The organism is Mucilaginibacter myungsuensis (assembly GCF_015222005.1).
In the GTDB taxonomy this organism is placed as follows: domain Bacteria; phylum Bacteroidota; class Bacteroidia; order Sphingobacteriales; family Sphingobacteriaceae; genus Mucilaginibacter; species Mucilaginibacter myungsuensis.
Genome location: NZ_JADFFL010000002.1, coordinates 529,666 through 547,226, shown reverse-complemented (window position 1 = coordinate 547,226; position 17,561 = coordinate 529,666). Strand labels below are relative to the sequence as shown.

Sequence of the window (17,561 nt, the reverse complement as noted above, 5' to 3'; positions counted from 1 at the left end):
AGAGCGCATTAATGCGTTAACAAATATTGCTTAAACGCATCAAAGTCTGCTTTTAATCCAGTAGCCTGTTTGGGTTTATCACCCAATGCTTTCACCTGCTCCGGAATGACCACCGCCTTGCCGATCTGCTCCGGAAATACATCCGGGAACTTGCAGGGATGAGCAGTCGACAGGAATACACCAGCCAATTCAGCATCATTCTGTTTCGCTAACCAGTCTTTCAACGCCGTCCAGGCTATCGCAGTATGCGGACAAGCCACGTACTTGTAGTCGCTAAATATTTTAACTACACCTTTTAAAGTAACCTCATCATCATAACTGTAACCGGTGATCAATTCTTTTAAAGCCTCGGTATCGCTTTTAAAAAGATCCGCGATACGCACCCAGTTACTTGGCGAGCTTACATCCATGGCGTTACTCAAGGTTGCCACGGTTGCTTTGGGTTGATACACACCTGTTTTCAAAAATTCGGGCACGGTATCATTGGCATTGGTAGCCGCGAGGAATTGTTCAACAGGCAAACCCATCTTCCAGGCTAACAAACCTGCGCCAATGTTTCCAAAATTACCACTCGGCACAGCGAACACAACTTTCTTTTTACCTTGACGCAGTAATTGCGCGTAAGCATTAAAGTAATAAAAAGTCTGCGGGACCAAACGGGCGATATTGATCGAATTGGCCGATGTTAGCCTGAATTTCTCGTTCAGTTCCGCATCAGTAAAGGCTTGTTTAACCAAAGCCTGGCAATCGTCGAAAGTGCCTTCAACTTCCAGCGCGCGGATGTTCTGTCCGTTAGTGGTGAGTTGTTGCTCTTGTATGCCACTTACTTTTCCTTTAGGATAAAGGATGGTAACACGGGTATTCGGCACACCTAAAAAACCCAGGGCAACAGCACTACCGGTATCGCCGGATGTAGCTACCAACACGTCTAATTGTTTCTCGCCCTCCTCTAAAAAATAGGCCATCACCCGGCTCATAAACCTTGCACCAAAATCTTTAAATGCCAAGGATGGCCCGTGGAATAACTCCAACACGTAAACATTTTCTTCTAATTCCACTATCGGGGCATCAAAGTTGATCGCGTCATCTATTAAGGTTTTTAGGTCGCCATCGGGAATCGCACCCGCTAATAAATGTTGCGCTACTGTAAAAGCGATCTCAGGTAATGTGTATTTATCCAAGTTGTCTAAAAATTCCTGCTGTAAACGCGGTATCTCGACAGGCATATAAAGGCCTTTATCCTGCGGCATGCTATTAAAAACGGCATCTTTGAATGATACGCGTGATGATGGGTTATTGGTACTATATAATTTCATTTTCTTGATCTCACAGATTTTCGGAGGATTTCACCGATTTCTTTCTTTACTATTTATGGTCGCCGTCGCGCTTCCCCTCTTGAGAGGGGTCAGGGGTGTGTTCTGCGTTTGCATAGTCTGCGAAAGGACGCACCCCTATGAAAGTTTATGTTTATGTTAGTTCAGCGCGTCCCCTCTCGAGAGGGGAAACAACTGTTCTTCATCTGCACATTTGTTCCCCTTTAGGGGGTTAGGGGCTACAAAACTCTCGGCCCCGTATCATTTACAGTTGATACATAACTCTCTGAATGGATCTTCATCCCGCTCAAAAACGCTTGTAGTTTTTGAATGACGGCATGCGCTGTCTGTTCATCTTTTGTAAAGGCGAACACCGATGGGCCGGATCCCGATATACCGAAACTTACCGCGCCTAACTCCATCGCCATTTGGCGCATTTGGTAAAAGCCGGGGATCAGCATGCTGCGTACAGGTTCTACCAGTACGTCCTTCATACTGCGGCCGATCAGGTCGATATCGTTCATGAACAGACCACTTACCAATCCGGCTACGTTGCCCCATTGGGTAACGGCATCCTTCATATTGATCTTATTGCGGATGATCTGTCTGGCCTCGCGGGTAGGCACATCCACATCGGGGAATACGATAGCACACCACAGGTCTTTTGGATGCGGTAAACGCACTACGTCCAAAGGCTCGTAGCTGCGGATCAGCACAAAGCCTCCCATCAGCGCCGGGGCCACGTTGTCAGCATGACCGTGACCGCAGGCCATTTCCTCGCCTTTCATAGCAAAAGGAAGCAGTTGGGCCACATCGCGCTGGTCATTCAGCAAGGTCTTTGCGGCGAACAGTCCCGCCACTGTGCTTGCCGAGCTTGAACCCAGTCCGCTACCGATCGGCATTTTTTTATGCAGTTCGATATCTAAACCTAAATCGGTGCGACCAATACTCTCCAAGTAATGTTTTACACTTACGCTCACCGTGTTCTTAGCAGGATCCATCGGTAGGCGACCATTATCGCCGGTGATCTTGCTGATGGTGATGCCGGGTTTGCCGGTCACACGCATTACTACTTCATCGCCGGGGGCGTCTACGGCAAAGCCTAATACGTCGAAGCCACATACCACATTGGCTACAGTGGCGGGGGCGAAGACCGACACGGACGAATCCCCCCGGCCCCCTGTAGGGGGAGCTATTTTTGATTGGGCTTTTATTTGTTCTAATTGATCGTTCATTGTTATAAAGTTTTGTCATTGCGAGGAACGAAGCAATCGCGGATAAGCAGAACGGCTCTGCTCATCGGGGATCGTCACGTCGCTGATAGAAGCTCCTCGCGATGACGTTATTTTTTATTTTATTTTTTCCATTTGCATATCTGCACATGCTCTGATTTGCACATCAATTCCCCCTTTAGGGGGTTAGGGGGCTTTTAGTTCGCTCCCACATTGATCAGATCCGCGAACACACCAGCTGCCGTAACTTCAGCACCTGCGCCGGGACCTTTTACCACCATTGGGCGGGCGCTGTAACGGTCGGTGTTAAAGGCGATGATATTATCACTGCCGCTCATGGTGTAGAAGGGGTGCTCGCTATCTACCATTTGTAGGCTGATGCTTGCTTTACCATTGTCCAGCTTACCGATATAGCGGAGTACCTTGCCTTCGCTTTCGGCACGGTTCTTCAGATCTTCAAAGTAGACGTTCTCCGACTGTAGGGCAGCGTAAAAATCATCTACCGATGCAGCATCCAAACAAGCTTGTGGCAGGATGTTGTCGATCTGCACATCTTCGGCTTCCATTTCAAAACCGGCATCGCGGGCAAGGATCAATACTTTACGCATAAAGTCGGTGCCGCGCAGGTCGTCGCGTGGGTCGGGTTCGGTATAGCCTAAGTCTTGCGCGGTCTTTACCACATTGTGGAAGTTGGCATCGCCTTTAAAATTGTTAAAGATGTATGAGATAGTACCCGACAGTATGGCCTCTATCTTTTGCAGACGGTCGCCGCTGCCCATTAGGTTTTTTAGTGTGTGGATGATCGGCAAGCCGGCACCCACGTTGGTCTCATAGAAAAAGTCGACACCATGCGCGCGGGCGGTATCTCTGAAGGTTTTGTAACGCTGATAGCTGCCCGAGTTACCGATCTTGTTGCAGGTAACAACCGATATGTTAGACTTAAATATCTCCTCATAAAACTCGATCGGCTTAGGGCTTGCCGTATTATCTATAAATACACAGTTAGGCAAATTCAGACTTTTCATTTTAGCTACAAAAGCGGCTAAATCGGCCGGTTCATCTGATGCTTGCAGTTTATCTTCCCAATCCTTCAGGTCTACACCATCCACATCGAACATCATTTTACGTGTGTTGCTGATGCCGGCCACTTTTACCTGTATGCCGTTGTTCTTTTCAAGATAGTCTTTATGCTGATCCAATTGTTTAAATAAGGTTTTGCCGATGTTGCCCGTACCTAAACAGAATGCATGCAAGGTCTTGTTCAGCTGACTAAAGAAAGCATCGTGCACCGCATTAAGCGCCTTAGCCAGGTCAACAACAGATATGATCACCGAGATATTATACTCCGACGAACCCTGCGCTATCGCCCGCACATTCACACCATTCCTGCCCAAGGCATGGAACAACTTGCCCGACATACCGGGGGTCTGTTTCATATTCTCGCCAACGATAGCCAATACCGAAAGCTCGGCCTCTATCACAGGGTACTCTAATTTTTTAGCTAACAGTTCCAGTTCAAACTCCTGCTCGATGAGTAGCTTGGCTTTCTCTGCATCCTCAGGCTGAACCGCGAAAGTGATACTATGCTCTGATGATGATTGGGTGATCAGGATCACGTTGATCTGCTCCCTCGCCAACAGCGAGAACAACCTGCCGCTGAAGCCGGCCTTGCCCACCATGCCACTACCTACTAAATTAATAATGCTGATCTTATTTACCGATGAGATACCTTTAATAGCCAACTTAGACTTACCCGGATCATGACGGATCACTGTGCCTTCAAAATCTACATTGAAAGTGTTTTTGATCACGATGGGGATACGCTTTAAAAAAGCCGGTATCATGGTAGGCGGGTAGATCACCTTTGCGCCGAAATAAGATAGTTCCATCGCCTCGGTATAGCTTAATTCAGGCAGCGAGAACGCTTTCTTTACCATCCTTGGGTCGGCGGTCATCATGCCGTTCACGTCGGTCCATATCTCAATAGCCGATGCATTCAGCACCGAGCCGAATATCGCCGCGGTGTAATCGCTGCCACCGCGACCGAGAGTGCTTACGTTACCGGCATCGTTACTTGCGATGTAGCCGGTCACGAATAGGATCTTATCGCTGTTGGCGCGGTACAGGTCGTTGATCAACAGACCGGTCAGTTCCATATTAACTTTGGCTTGTCCGTGCGCGCTGTCGGTCTTAACCACCTCGGTGGCATCTACAAATAAGCAAGCCGGGAAGTATTGCATGGCGATACGGCTTACCAACAAAGTAGCACAACGCTCGCCGAAGCTGACGATCAGGTCCAAAGTTTTCGGGGTTAACTCGCGTAAGGTCAACACACCTTGCAGCAGGTCCTCCAACTGGTTAAAGTACAATTTCAATCGTGTGAAGACCGGATTTTGTGCTTGGACATCCAGCAATTCTTTTACCACGCCAAAGTGGCGGGTTTCCAGCTCGGCCAGGTGCGCCGTAAAATCCTGACCGGTGGCGGCGGCGTTGGCCATGTGGGTAAGCAGGTTGGTCACCCCGCTCATGGCGGATAATACCACTACGGGCGCGCCTTTAGACAGGTCCTCCTTTTTGAGGATATCTATAACCGTGCTGATACTTTGGGCGCTGCCTACGGATGTTCCGCCGAATTTTAAGACTTTCATTTTTAGCGTGTTCAATTGTGCATAAACAAAAACGCCTTCCCTCTTTAGGAGGGAAGGCGTTTTGCGGTTTCTTTATTTGAATGGTACCAAAACATCATTTCCCTCCGAGGTATATCCCGGTGGTAATAATAATTGATGTAATGGTGGTGTTATTGATCATGTTATTTAATGACGACAAGATAGGTAGATAATTATTTAGCGTCCAAATTTATTTGAAAATAGTTTTTGGGGGAGTACCCCTTATGAAAGGCATTACAAACTGCATGGCTGTTACTTTCCCCTAATTTAGGGGAATACAGCGGGCTCTGCTTTAGCAGAACCTGTTTATAAGGGGTAAGCGCCACGCGATAGCCATCACAACTATCAACCCAATTCCGTAATTTTGCCACCCATGCAGGGACTCATCATCAGATCTACCGGAAGCTGGTACCAAGTACAACTACCCGACGGCCGCCGTGTGGAAGCGCGTATTAAAGGTAAGTTTCGCATAAAAGGGCTTAGTACTACTAACCCCGTTGCCGTTGGCGATGTGGTGGACATCGAGTTTGAACCCGGCAGCGATAACGCCGTGATCAATAACCTTCACCCGCGTCGCAACTATATCATCCGCAAATCCATCAATCTATCCAAACAGGCACAGATCATTGCAGCTAATCTGGATCAGGCATTTTTGGTGGTGACCTTGGCCTCGCCACGTACCTCTTTAGGGTTTATCGACCGCTTTTTGGTCACTGCCGAGGCCTACAGCATTCCCGCCGCGCTGGTATTTAATAAACTGGACCTTTTCAGTAAAGAGGGCTTAGAGATATTGGCAGAATACCAGGACATCTACAGAAAGATCGGTTATCCTTGCTACGAGGTTTCAGCTTTAAAAGGAACTAATATCGATCAGATCACTGAACTCATCACCGGTAAAACAACCCTATTCTCCGGACATTCCGGCGTGGGTAAGTCCAGCCTGATCAACGCCCTGCTACCAGATCTGGACATCCGCACAGGCGAGGTATCCGACTGGAGCGACAAAGGGATGCACACCACCACCTTTGCCGAGATGCACCAACTACCGGGCGGAGGTTTTATTGTAGACACCCCCGGCATCCGCGAGTTAGGTGTGATCGACATAGAGCAAGCCGAGCTAAGCCACTTCTTCCCCGAAATGCGGGACCGCCTTAACCAATGCCGCTTTAACAACTGCCGCCACGTGAACGAACCCGGCTGCGCCGTGTTGGAAGCCGTAGAGGAAGGCGAGATCGATATTTCCCGTTACGAAAGCTACCTGAGCATCTATCACGGGAACGACACACGCGCTTGAGAAGAGAATCAAGAATATAGAGTCAAGAAACAAGACAGAAGCATTACGTTCTGATCTTGCATTTTTTGAGCATTTACTTTACTCTTGCATCTTGACTCTATATTCTTCACTCTTTTTAATAATCTTGTCTTTCCCATGCGCGCTATCCTACAACGAGTTTCGCAGGCCTCCTGCACTGTTAATAATAATATTACCGGCCAGATCAGTATTGGTTTTTTGGTCCTTTTAGGTATCGAGGATGCCGACACTACCGAAGACCTGCAATGGCTGGCCCAAAAGATAGTTGGCATGCGGGTGTTTGGGGACGAGAATGGGCTGATGAATAAAGCATTGGCTGAAGTTAAAGGCGATATTTTACTGATCTCTCAGTTCACACTTTTTGCGAATACTAAGAAAGGTAATAGACCATCGTTCCTCCGGGCGGCCAGACCTGATAAAGCCATCCCACTTTATGAAGAGATGATACAGACCCTTAGCGAGTTGATCGGCAAGCCTGTCGCCACAGGAATATTTGGTGCGGACATGAAGATAGCTTTGGTAAACGATGGGCCGGTGACCATTGTGATGGATACAAAGGACCGTGAAAACCATTAGTTTTACCCTTATCAATTTTTTAAGATCATTTACACAATATACAACTAAGCATTTAGTTATATATTCGTTACCGATATTTGCTGGTAGTAATTCACAGATCGGGCCTTAATTCGGAATAAGAGTTTTTTGAAATTCGTGTAATTCGCTCCCATTCGAAAAAATTAGTGCTATTTAGAGAACCCACATATAATGACCATTGAACAAGCCCAGCAAACAGTAGACAATTGGATAAAGACCACCGGCATCCGTTATTTTAACGAACTGACCAACACCGCCATCCTGATGGAGGAGGTTGGCGAGGTAGCCCGCATTATGGCAAGGCGATACGGCGAGCAATCATTTAAAAAGTCGGATACGGAAGTTAACCTGGCAGATGAAATGGCCGATGTACTTTTTGTGTTGATCTGCCTGGCTAATCAGACCGGCATAAATCTCACCGAGGCATTGGAAAAGAACCTGGAGAAAAAGAGTATCCGCGATGCCGACAGGCACCGCAATAATGATAAACTAAAACCCCGAACAGTATGAGAAACATCGCTTTGTTTGTCGGCATATTTGCCTTTACTATTTGCGTGAGCTGTAGTGGCTCTACTGATAAAGAGATCCAGACCATGAAGATTTCTGCCTCTCCAGACGCCCTTGCTAAGGACTATGCGGCCGATGAGGCCAATAAGGTGGTCGATAACTCGGCTATAGCCAATAAACCGATCGTGGATCAGGTCCGCTTTCCGCCTCCGATGCAACAAGTGCGAGACACTACCAAAAAGGTGATCAAGACAGGTGACATCCGCTTTGAGTCGGCTAATGTAAAAGAGAGCCGTGCGGTCATCATCGCATCCTTAAAAAAAGCAGGAGGCTACGTAGCGCAGGAAAGTGAGACCAGCGACGGCGAAGAAGGTCGTAAGGAATATACACTCAACGCCCGTATTCCGGGCAAAGCCTTTGAAACGTTTTTAAGCGATGTGTCTAACGCTGCCGCGCATATCGATAGTAAGAACATCAGCACAGAGGACGTGACCGCGCAATACATCGACCTGAGCACCCGCCTGCAAAATAAAAAGGCTTTAGAGCAACGTTACCTGGCCTTACTTAAACAAGCCAACAAAATGAGTGATGTTTTGGAGGTAGAGAACAAGCTGACCGAGATAAGGAGCGATATAGAATCGCAACAAGGACAGTTAAATTACTTGAGCAAACAAGTTGCCTACAGTACCCTGGACATTACCTTCTATACCAAAAGCACCGACCCGACAGATAAAGGCTATGGCGCTGGATATAAATTCAAGCGCGCGCTATCTGATGGCTGGGAATTACTACAAGGTCTGTTCTTTGGCATTATCGGGCTTTGGCCTGTCATGATCATCATTGCTATTTTGATCTTGCTGTTCAAAAGATGGAGGCGTAAAAGGCGTTCCTCGGCATCGGCGTAAATTTTAGTTAGCCATCAGCACCTCGATAGTAAGCGCTTTAGCCGGGTTGGTTTTGGTCATCAGGTCGATCTCTTGCTGATCAAAGCCTGCTTTTAGTAATGCGGGGATCAGGTCGGTTTGGATGGATGTGTAGATGTCGCCCGCTTGTCCGCCAAATGCTTTGAACGTGATCTTGCCATCCTCCAGTTCGACCGCGAAACCATTATCGTGCGATAAGATCACCTTGTGTAACAACGAGGCCTTTTTTAATTGGTTCAGATGCCCGATATACTTGGCCTTTTGCTGCGGGCTGTAACCATCTAAACTGATGGTGACCCCGCGCTGTGCCAATTGCTGTTGATAAACTCCGGTAGCATCATTTTGGGCATGCACCCAGATCAACGCTGAAGGCGATACGCCTTTGCTTTGCAACAGATCGGCTTCTTCTACGGCAGCTTTGCCATCGCCGGTGTGGATGTATATCTTTAGTCCGGTACGGAGGTGTGTGATGGCTGCTGCTTCGATCAGTTTACGCTCGATGGGAGCGAGCGGGGCATTCCCAACACCTAATTTGATAAAGCCCGGTCGAACATTCGTGCCGGCTATGCCATCTCGCCATTCTGTTATCCAGCGGCCGGCCAATTGTTGGGCGGTTTCGGTATAGGCATGTTTAGGAAGGTATTTAAAGTTGACGGCGGCGTAGTATCCCGTATTGGTGATAATGTTAAGCCCAGATGCTTCCGAAAGCCGTTTTAGTAGAGCAACGTCCCTGTCGATATAATTGGGCGTACACTCGACAATAGTGTTCACGCCCGATGCCTTTAGCTTTTTTAGATATGGCAGCGCGAATTGAAAAGCTTCTTCGCGATCGTATCGTGGGGTTACTGTTTCGGCTCCGCTAAAATCAGTGAAGATATGCTCGTGCGGCAACATCAGACCGAGCGTGGCTGCATCGGGATAACCTGTCACCGTCATCACACGATGGTTGGTTCGGCTGCGGGCCAATACGCAAGCCGATAGCGTCAGGATGATCAGTCCTAAAAAATAAAGAGTCGGAAAAAGCTTTTTGTACATATCCGGCTCTTTTAAGTTGTAAAATGACTTGTGTTTGTTATTTCACAGCTTCTAACTTCACGCAAAGTTCAAAGCGTTTTTCGTTCTCTACCAGTTTAAACATCGGATCTGGCGAGTCGTTAAATTCTATCTTGCGGATGTTCTTAAAGCCGGCTTTTTCTAACTCGTTTATGGTTGCCTCATCGTCCCATAACCAAAGATGCCCCAGATAGCCGTAGGCCTGTTTGGCTCGACCTAAAACCGTCGACGGGCGTTTATCCATACCCATAATGGTACGCTTTATAAAACGGATAGATGCATCCTTGTCGCCTTTGGCTTTATCGGCAATGTAATCGTCGACCAAAACCTTCAGATCCGGCATGATCAGCCTGAACACACCACCCGGTTTCAGCATTTTGTAGGTATTGGCAATAGCCAGCCTAAAATCCTCTAACGACATGTGTTCAAGCACGTGAGAGCAATAGGCACCGTCTACCGAATTATCGGCAATGCCGGGCAAGCCTTCGGTCACATCGCCGTATTTTACATTTTTGTCAAATTTTTGACCTAATACGTTCTTTAACAAGAAACCTAACACCGGTGTTTTTTGAATGCGAAGGGTAGGCGAAACATCAAAGTTCTTCCATTCGGGCGGGGCGCATTGGCCGCAACCATAGTGTACGTAAAGTTTTTTATCATCCATTGGTAAATGGGACTATGTTTTTCTTTATTGTAGCCGGTGTAGCCTTTAGGGTTAAGGAACACCCAAATATATTTAAAACACCAAGATCAAGCAAACATAAGTGTAACATTCACACAACTTTAATTTTTAGCCGATCAGTACAAATAACATTATTTTAAGCCGATGGTTCTGCCTTTTATCAATCTTAACGGTATCCCTACATTAGTTTACCATGAAAGGCGGAACCATTTTCACCGATCGGCTTATCGATGCGCACAATGTTAAGGTCATTAACAAAAACAGCTACAACCCGGTCATTATTTTCTAACTGGTATTCTTACTATTTTTTTGGCGGCGTAACCGGCGGCTGATTTACCGGCGTTACGTTCAGTGGCACTGGTGTTGGCGTGCGTTTTATGCGTGTGTTCAATTCCTCTATCGGCATGCTTACCAAACGGCCTATCGGCTCTTTACCACGATAAGTGATCACCCTTAACTGGCGTGCATCTTTTGGCGCGATCAATGGCCCGGTATATTTAGGATAGAACCTGTCCGGGAACGAATTATCAAAAGTGTAATAAATATCCAGCCCGGTAATTTCCGTAGATAATTCTATCCGCAACTCATTATTAGGCGCGATGGATGGCGTAAATGCCGGGTCGTAAACGCTTGGGGCGTATTTGATCTCCGCTTCATCCAATCGCGGGAAATGTTTCTCAACACGGCCAAAAAACTCAGGCCAATTCTTTTTAGCCTTTGGCGACCATACCGATTCGGACACGGCCATGGCGCGCGGCCAGATCATGTATTGCACCTGGCGCATGTTGTAGATCTGTTCGGTCCACAGGTTGGCCTGGCCACCTTTAACCAACTTGGCATCCACCCCGTCCGGCAGCGGCTCGAACATGTAGGTCTTATTTAAACGCAGGCTGGCATAAACTCTTGGCTCCATCACCCTGTCTGATTGCATATAGTCGAGGTAAGCGAATTCGGTCGGACTCATCACCACCTCGTGACCCAATTTAGCGGCCTCAATGCCTTTTTTCACACTTCGCCAGCTCATTACGGCGGCATTAGTACCTACGCCACCTTCTACTATCTCGTCCCAGCCTAAAAACTTTTTGCCCTTGCTTTCAACAATCTTGGCCAGGCGTTTTTCAAAGTAGCCTTGTACTTGTTCCATGTCTTTCAGGTTTTCGCGTACCATCAGTTCTTTAATGGCATCGCTCTTTTCCCAAAAGTTCTTGGCGCACTCGTCGCCGCCCATGTGTATGTATTTAAAAGGGAATAGCGGCGCTATTTCGCTTACCACTTTCTCTAAAAATTCGTAGGTCTTCTCGCTGGCCGGGTTAAGGGTATTATCGATCAGCGCGGTCATACCATCGCTGCCCCAGTTCATGATCTTCTCTCCAGATCGTACACGGTATTGGTCGGCACCCGGCGTAGCCGAAAGTTCGGGGTAGGCCGCGATCGCCGCCAGACTATGGCCCGGCACATCAACCTCGGGCATAATGTCCACAAAACGATCTTTAGCATAAGCTACTATCTCGCGGATATCATCCTGCGTATAAAAACCTCCATAATTACGCGGCTCATCAGGCAGCGGAGGACTAAAAGTGCCAAAATCGCCTACCTTTTTCACGTTCCAGGCACCAACCTCGGTCAGTCGTGGCAGGCTTTTTATTTCGATGCGCCAGCCTTCGTCGTCGGTCAGGTGCAGGTGCAGCAGGTTATATTTGTAGCGCACCATGTCATCAATAAATCGCTTCACTTCGTTTTTTGTAAAGAAATGGCGGGTAACATCAAACATCAACCCGCGCCAGGCAAAACGCGGATAGTCGGTGATCTGCACGTGAGGGATGGTCCAGCGGATATCGCCAACCTTGTCCACGCTTTCGATCTGCTTAGGCATCAGTTGAAAGAGTGTCTGCACGCCATAGAACAAGCCCTGTGGCTTATTGGCATGAATGCTTACGCCCGATGAGGTTACCGATAGGGTATAACCTTCGTCGCCGAGGGTGCGGTCGGGTTGCGCGTCGACCACTAATTTAATAGAGGCAGGCAAGGCAGTAGCTTTGCTTACGATAGCGTAGATACCAACCTTGCTAAAGCGGTCGGTCAGGTGATCACTTACGGCTTTGATGCCGTTGCCGGTCAGGGAGATGGTAACCGTTTTTTTAAGCAGATAGCTACCAACTGTACGGCCCATTTTAACCGGACGGGGAATGATCGCCAGTTCGCTATTGTCGCTTTGCGCAACCGAATTAAGGGCGATGAACGCGGTTGCAATGAAAAGGGTTAATTTTTTCATGATATTTTGTTTGATGACACCTGACCGTTATCTGTGAGGCCGCTCGTCCTAATGGAGAAGTTCCTTCAGTGCGTTCAGGATGACATTATTTATTTATGTTACAACATTTGCAGTACTTGCAAAATATTCTCGGCGCTTTTAAAGCGTTCGTTCTCTATGGTATGCTCTATCTGCTCGTGCGCCCAAGTAATGTGGTACGGCACGTGTACGGCATAACCGCCAATACTCAGCACCGGCAATATATCTGATTTTAGGGAATTACCCACCATCAACAACTCCTGTGGTTGGATATCCAGGTGGCGAAGCAGTTTTTGATAATTGGCTTCGTCCTTTTCAGACATGATCTCGATATGGTGAAAGTAATGCCCCAGGCCCGATTTTTTTAGCTTGCGCTCCTGATCCAGCAGGTCGCCTTTGGTGGCTACTACCAGCCGGTATTGTTGTTTGAGGGTGCGGAGTACTTCTTCTACACCGTCCAGTAGTTCTATCGGCTCGTCCAACACGGCTTTACCCAATTCCAATATCCGCTCGATCACATCAATGCTAATGGTCTTTTGCGATACACGCATGGCGGTCTCTATCATCGAAAGCACGAAACCTTTAACGCCATAACCGTACAGCGGCAAATTGGCTATCTCTATCTTCAGCAACTCGCGCTCCAGATCTCGAAGGGAAAGATAACCGCTCATCAGCTCGCAAAAAGCTTCTTCGGTACGGCGGAAGTAAGGTTCGTTCACCCAAAGGGTATCATCGGCATCAAAGGCTATAACTTTAATATCCATTACAGTAGCTGGTTTTTCAGATGCAATGATACTAAAACGGGCGCAAAGGTGGGGTGTTTTATCTTCGGTCTATCTGATAATGGTGATCGCGCCGCTCAATAATTGGTCTGAACCTTTGGCCGATATAACATAATAGTAAACCCCGGCCGGCAAAGTCGCCCCGCGGTGGGTACCATCCCACGGTGTAGCATAACCCTGACTTTGGAACAGCAGGGTGCCGGTACGACTATGGATCTTCACATTCACGGTCGGGTCGCCTTCAAGGCCGGCTATCAGCCATTTGTCATTAATGCCGTCGCCGTTGGGTGTAAAGGCGTTGGGGATGTAAATGTCTTTGCACTTGCCCGTAACGGTGATCGTTTGCGATGCCGTGCAACCGTTAATGTCAGTAACTTTTAAGGTGACCGAACCAAGCGTACCTGTAGTGTACTCGACCGTGCCCGTCTGCCCATTCCATTCGTATTTGGCAAATCCGGGCGGCGCGGTTAACGTGATCTTCTCGTTGGTGAAACGGCATAATGTGGCATTGGGAACATTCAGCACCGGGTTAGCTAAAAACTGGACATTGATATTGTCGTTAACGCTGCAGCCGCCAGGCGTACTTACGGCAGCCGTATAAGTGCCCGAATTTTTAACGCTGATCTGGCTTGCCGTTTCGCCGGTACTCCATAAAACCGAGCCGCCATTGTAGGTGGCTTTCAGATCAACGGTCTGTCCGCTACATAAGGTAGTGTTGATCACACGGTCTATCCTGATCGTTGGCGGTGTCTCAAAACTCAGCGCATAAACTGCTGACCCCTGGCTGCAGTTGGTGAGGTTGCTGGTGATGTTTACCATGTAATTACCTGCAATTGTAGTGCTGATGCTTTGCTTATTGCGCTCGGCAGGGATCGCCACGCCATTGCGCAGCCATTCGACCGTATAAGTACCATCGTTGACAAACGTTGTCGATAGCGTAGCCTGATCACCAATACAGTAAGCAGGCTTCCCCGCCGCGATAACCGGAGTGGCGATATTGATAAAATTTAGCTGGAACTCGGCTGATGAGGTGGTATTGCCGGAGCATGCTGTAACCTCCACCTGATACCTGCCAGGTTGGGTCACACTGATATTTGCGGAAGTGCTGCTGAGGGCCACCCCATCTTTAAACCATTTGTACTGATAAGCCTGCCAGTTAACAATGCCCGCCGGTACATTAGGCACGATCGCTGTAAGTATAGCTTGTTCGCCTGCGCAGTAGGCGGTCTTATTTGCAGCGATGGTCGGTACCGGCACTTTTATAAAACTGACCTCAACTTCCTTTGTCGGTACCCAGCCGTCTGAGCAGGTGGTCAGTTCTACTTTATATTTACCGGGAATAGAGGTATTCATCGTGGCAGTACTATTCCTATTCAACACACCGTCTTTATACCATCGGTACCTGTAGCCTGGCTTATCATCCACAGTTAAGGTTGCGGTAGAACCCGCGCAATAGTTCAGCTTATCCGGATAGTTAAATGTGAACGTAGGTACCGTGCCATCAAAAAACACCACCTGCGGCACCGAGGTTACACCACAGTTACTTAGGTTACTGGTAATGCTTACGGTATAGCTACCAGATCGGATAGTGCTAATGTTGGTTTTGTTCCTGTCCGCAACAATAACCTGGCCGTCCAGCATCCAATTAACAGTATATGTACCATCATTAATAAAGTTGATAGAGAGCGTGGCCTGATCGCCAATGCAATAAGAGGGCTTATTTGCAGTAACCACCGGTGTAGTGATATTAATGAACGAGACCTGAAACTCGGCAGAGGTGCTGGTATTACCGGCACAGGCGGTAACGTCGACTTTGTATTTACCGGGCAGTAAGGTGCTTATCGTTGCCGAAGAACCCGATATTTGCACGCCATCCCTATACCATTGATATTGGTAAGGCTGCGAGTTAACGATACCACCCGAAACAACGGGAGCGGTTGCTGTTAACGTAGCTTGCTCGCCCGTGCAATAGGCCGGCTTATCGGCAGAGATGACCGGTACGGGCACTTTTACAAAATTCACTTCAACTTCTTTAGATGATACCCAACCATCTGTACAAGCGGTCAATTCTACCCGGTATTTACCCGGCATCGTGGTGCTTAGGATAGGTGTGTTATTAGAGGCCAGCATTCCCTGGTTATACCAGCGATACCTATAGCCCGGTTTATCGTCGACGGTTAACGTGGCTACCGACCCTTCGCAATAATTCAGCTTATCCGGATAATTGAAGGTAAAAGTTGGTGCTGTACCCAGTGTAGCTTTAAGGTGATTAGTCTCCTTGCTAATACCCGAGCATGGGTCTGTCAGTATTGCATAGTATTCACCGGCTTGGGTTATGGTGTATGTAATGTCGCTTTCGTTTGTTATCGATACGCCATCCTTATACCATTTTATGAACAGATCCGGATCGGAACCCATCGCTAAGGAGATCTTGGTATCGCCGCATATTTGCATTTCTGCTACTCCGCTTTGTATATTAAAACCAAGCATATTTAACCTCTCGTTTTTTTTGTATGGCGCATAGTCGGGGCGAAGCAAGTAAAGCCCGTCGGTGGCCGCAACCCATATACCATCTTCGCAACGTACAGCCGGGACGTAAGACGATGCCGACCTGCTTAACTCAGCAATATTAACACTGATATCGTTAACAGACTTATCGCCTAATTCCTGGCAATAGAAAAAAGAAAAATCATTCTCCCTTCTCAAAAATCGGGAATCACTAAAGTACAGACCATTCTTGGTGCCAACAAGTATATTTTCCTGTGCCCCCTCTATTGAGGAGTTTATATAGAACGGCAACAAACCATATATCGATGTGATCTTTGTGACCGACTGGCCTTGAAAAAAATGTTTGTAAGGCGAATACAATCTGCTCGACTGATCAAAATACAATTGAAAAAGCCCTTTTTCTGTAGCCCAAAACTCATTAACATTATAACCGGATGTCCCATGGAAGTAACCAGTACTTGCTCTTGAAAAATATGCCGACTTTATTTCGTTGCCAAAGGCCCCGCCTTTCCATAACTCGCCTGCCCAACCACCACCGTGTTCTCTCATATCCACGCTCCGGGTAGTAACATCGTTGTAGTCGCAACCACAGATCCTGTTATTAACGTACATCAGGTTTCGGTAACTCGTTTCAAAAATGCGGGCGTTGTTATAAACATCAGTTCGGGTTACCTTGCTCAGCTCAGTTTCATAGCGGTCCATACCTTTGTCGGTAGCAACTAATACAACTTTGGCGTTCCAATAATCGAAAAGATCAAAGGCGATAGAATTGATCACGCCCGACAAGCCTTCGGCGGCACCGACAACCTTTACAGATCCGGCAGTGTAATGCAGCAGCCGCGTACTTGTAGCTACAACCGCCACATTAGCATTTACTATTGCAATATCAATAAACTCTTGCCCGGCCGCATAGGTACTAAAGGCGCCGGTAAGGTCTTCCACAGCCCGTGTTAAAGTGTTCACGCGAAAAACCTCGTTATTATCGGCAAGTACCCACAAATAAGGCTCATTAAGATAGCGCCTAACTTTAAGCACATTTTTTCCGCTTAATACAACGCCATCTAAATGCAGATCCATATCCCGTTGCGCACGGGCAGAAAACCAGGCGATAAGGAAGAAGAAAAGGGTAAAGTAACGCAACACTATGACAAAGTTCAGTACAGTAAATATACCAAATTCCCGCCAAATTTCCTACAACAACTTCTCAAAACAAACAAACTTCAGCCCCGGGCGGAACTGTAGTGTGATCTCGCCCCTGAACTCGTAACCCGCTTTTGTGAACAGATTCCGCGCGATCTTATTTTCGGCATTGGTATCAATGCGGAGGATATCGATACCACGTTCCTTAGCCACCGCATCGGCCTGTAGCACCAGGTTAATGGCTACCCCCTTACCCTTAAACCGCGGACTAACAGCCAACCTATGGATCACAATAGCGGTTTGCGATATATCCAAACCCGCCTGGGCGTACTCGGGGTATTGCTCGGTAGTAATGGCAACAAGACCTGCAAGGTCGCCATCCACATTGGCCACCCAAAGTTGATCGGCGGCTATGTCGCTTTCAAAAACTTGCGGGTTAGGGTATTTATCATCCCACTGAAAATTACCCGAGGCGCGCATCACGGGGATAACTTCTTTAACAACCTGCATAATGGCAGGGATATCGGCTATGGTAGCTTTACGAATTTGCATGATCTTA

Annotated in this window: 13 protein-coding genes; 4 read left to right on the top strand and 9 right to left on the bottom strand. The window is 47.7% G+C overall.

The annotated features are described in order from the left end of the window. Positions 1-8 precede the first annotated feature (8 nt). The 3 genes from thrC to thrA all read right to left on the bottom strand — a co-directional run bounded on the left by thrC (position 9) and on the right by thrA (position 5,193). A complete protein-coding gene (thrC, locus tag IRJ16_RS06240; protein ID WP_194110665.1) occupies positions 9-1,316 on the bottom strand; it encodes a threonine synthase in 1,308 nt (435 codons plus the stop codon). Between the two features lie 236 nt (positions 1,317-1,552). After that, entirely contained in the window at positions 1,553-2,548 is a 996-nt protein-coding gene (locus IRJ16_RS06235; protein ID WP_194110664.1) for a homoserine kinase, read from the bottom strand. A gap of 194 nt (positions 2,549-2,742) precedes the next feature. After that, positions 2,743-5,193 carry a bifunctional aspartate kinase/homoserine dehydrogenase I gene (thrA, locus tag IRJ16_RS06230; RefSeq protein WP_194110663.1) on the bottom strand — a complete coding sequence of 817 codons (2,451 nt, stop codon included), beginning with the start codon at positions 5,191-5,193 and terminating at the stop codon, positions 2,743-2,745. Positions 5,194-5,584: 391 nt separating this feature from the next. On the opposite strand from thrA, the gene rsgA reads away from it, so the two are divergent. From rsgA to IRJ16_RS06210, 4 genes are all read left to right on the top strand, one after another. Beyond that, entirely contained in the window at positions 5,585-6,505 is a 921-nt protein-coding gene (rsgA, locus tag IRJ16_RS06225) for a ribosome small subunit-dependent GTPase A (RefSeq protein WP_194110662.1), read from the top strand. 135 nt (positions 6,506-6,640) lie between these two features. After that, complete coding sequence (gene dtd, locus IRJ16_RS06220; RefSeq protein WP_194110661.1) at positions 6,641-7,099, top strand: D-aminoacyl-tRNA deacylase; 459 nt, start codon at positions 6,641-6,643, stop codon at positions 7,097-7,099. A 189-nt stretch (positions 7,100-7,288) separates the two neighbouring features. Continuing rightward, positions 7,289-7,627, top strand: a complete 339-nt coding sequence (locus IRJ16_RS06215) for a nucleotide pyrophosphohydrolase (RefSeq protein WP_194110660.1) — start codon at positions 7,289-7,291, stop codon at positions 7,625-7,627. Next, positions 7,624-8,529, top strand: coding sequence for a DUF4349 domain-containing protein (locus IRJ16_RS06210; RefSeq protein WP_194110659.1), 906 nt, complete (start codon positions 7,624-7,626; stop codon positions 8,527-8,529). Before IRJ16_RS06215 ends, IRJ16_RS06210 begins: the two co-directional genes overlap by 4 nt. Before the next feature lie 3 nt (positions 8,530-8,532). Here the strand turns inward: IRJ16_RS06210 and IRJ16_RS06205 are convergent, their stop codons facing one another. The 6 genes from IRJ16_RS06205 to IRJ16_RS06180 form a co-directional block, all read right to left on the bottom strand. After that, positions 8,533-9,582 (bottom strand): phosphotriesterase family protein, encoded by a 1,050-nt coding sequence (locus tag IRJ16_RS06205; protein ID WP_194110658.1) that lies wholly within the window; start codon positions 9,580-9,582, stop codon positions 8,533-8,535. A 37-nt stretch (positions 9,583-9,619) separates the two neighbouring features. After that, the gene (locus tag IRJ16_RS06200; RefSeq protein WP_194110657.1) at positions 9,620-10,264 is read right to left on the bottom strand and encodes a class I SAM-dependent methyltransferase; all 645 of its coding nucleotides are present in this window, start codon (positions 10,262-10,264) and stop codon (positions 9,620-9,622) included. Positions 10,265-10,583: 319 nt separating this feature from the next. Then, positions 10,584-12,554 (bottom strand): beta-N-acetylhexosaminidase, encoded by a 1,971-nt coding sequence (locus tag IRJ16_RS06195; RefSeq protein WP_194110656.1) that lies wholly within the window; start codon positions 12,552-12,554, stop codon positions 10,584-10,586. 98 nt (positions 12,555-12,652) lie between these two features. Continuing rightward, on the bottom strand, positions 12,653-13,336 hold the full coding sequence (locus IRJ16_RS06190; protein WP_194110655.1) for an HAD family hydrolase: 684 nt from the start codon (positions 13,334-13,336) through the stop codon (positions 12,653-12,655). A 69-nt stretch (positions 13,337-13,405) separates the two neighbouring features. Continuing rightward, the gene (locus IRJ16_RS06185; protein WP_194110654.1) at positions 13,406-17,002 is read right to left on the bottom strand and encodes a T9SS type B sorting domain-containing protein; all 3,597 of its coding nucleotides are present in this window, start codon (positions 17,000-17,002) and stop codon (positions 13,406-13,408) included. A 51-nt stretch (positions 17,003-17,053) separates the two neighbouring features. Then, positions 17,054-17,554, bottom strand: a complete 501-nt coding sequence (locus tag IRJ16_RS06180) for a GNAT family N-acetyltransferase (protein ID WP_194110653.1) — start codon at positions 17,552-17,554, stop codon at positions 17,054-17,056. Between the last annotated feature and the right edge of the window lie 7 nt (positions 17,555-17,561).

Coding starts and splice junctions, on each gene's coding strand:
- IRJ16_RS06205 (WP_194110658.1), bottom strand. CDS start 9,582: ATGTACAAAAAGCTTTTTCCGACTCTTTATTTTTTAGGACTGATCATC.
- rsgA (WP_194110662.1), top strand. CDS start 5,585: ATGCAGGGACTCATCATCAGATCTACCGGAAGCTGGTACCAAGTACAA.
- thrA (WP_194110663.1), bottom strand. CDS start 5,193: ATGAAAGTCTTAAAATTCGGCGGAACATCCGTAGGCAGCGCCCAAAGT.
- IRJ16_RS06195 (WP_194110656.1), bottom strand. CDS start 12,554: ATGAAAAAATTAACCCTTTTCATTGCAACCGCGTTCATCGCCCTTAAT.
- dtd (WP_194110661.1), top strand. CDS start 6,641: ATGCGCGCTATCCTACAACGAGTTTCGCAGGCCTCCTGCACTGTTAAT.
- IRJ16_RS06210 (WP_194110659.1), top strand. CDS start 7,624: ATGAGAAACATCGCTTTGTTTGTCGGCATATTTGCCTTTACTATTTGC.
- thrC (WP_194110665.1), bottom strand. CDS start 1,316: ATGAAATTATATAGTACCAATAACCCATCATCACGCGTATCATTCAAA.
- IRJ16_RS06215 (WP_194110660.1), top strand. CDS start 7,289: ATGACCATTGAACAAGCCCAGCAAACAGTAGACAATTGGATAAAGACC.
- IRJ16_RS06180 (WP_194110653.1), bottom strand. CDS start 17,554: ATGCAAATTCGTAAAGCTACCATAGCCGATATCCCTGCCATTATGCAG.
- IRJ16_RS06235 (WP_194110664.1), bottom strand. CDS start 2,548: ATGAACGATCAATTAGAACAAATAAAAGCCCAATCAAAAATAGCTCCC.
- IRJ16_RS06200 (WP_194110657.1), bottom strand. CDS start 10,264: ATGGATGATAAAAAACTTTACGTACACTATGGTTGCGGCCAATGCGCC.
- IRJ16_RS06190 (WP_194110655.1), bottom strand. CDS start 13,336: ATGGATATTAAAGTTATAGCCTTTGATGCCGATGATACCCTTTGGGTG.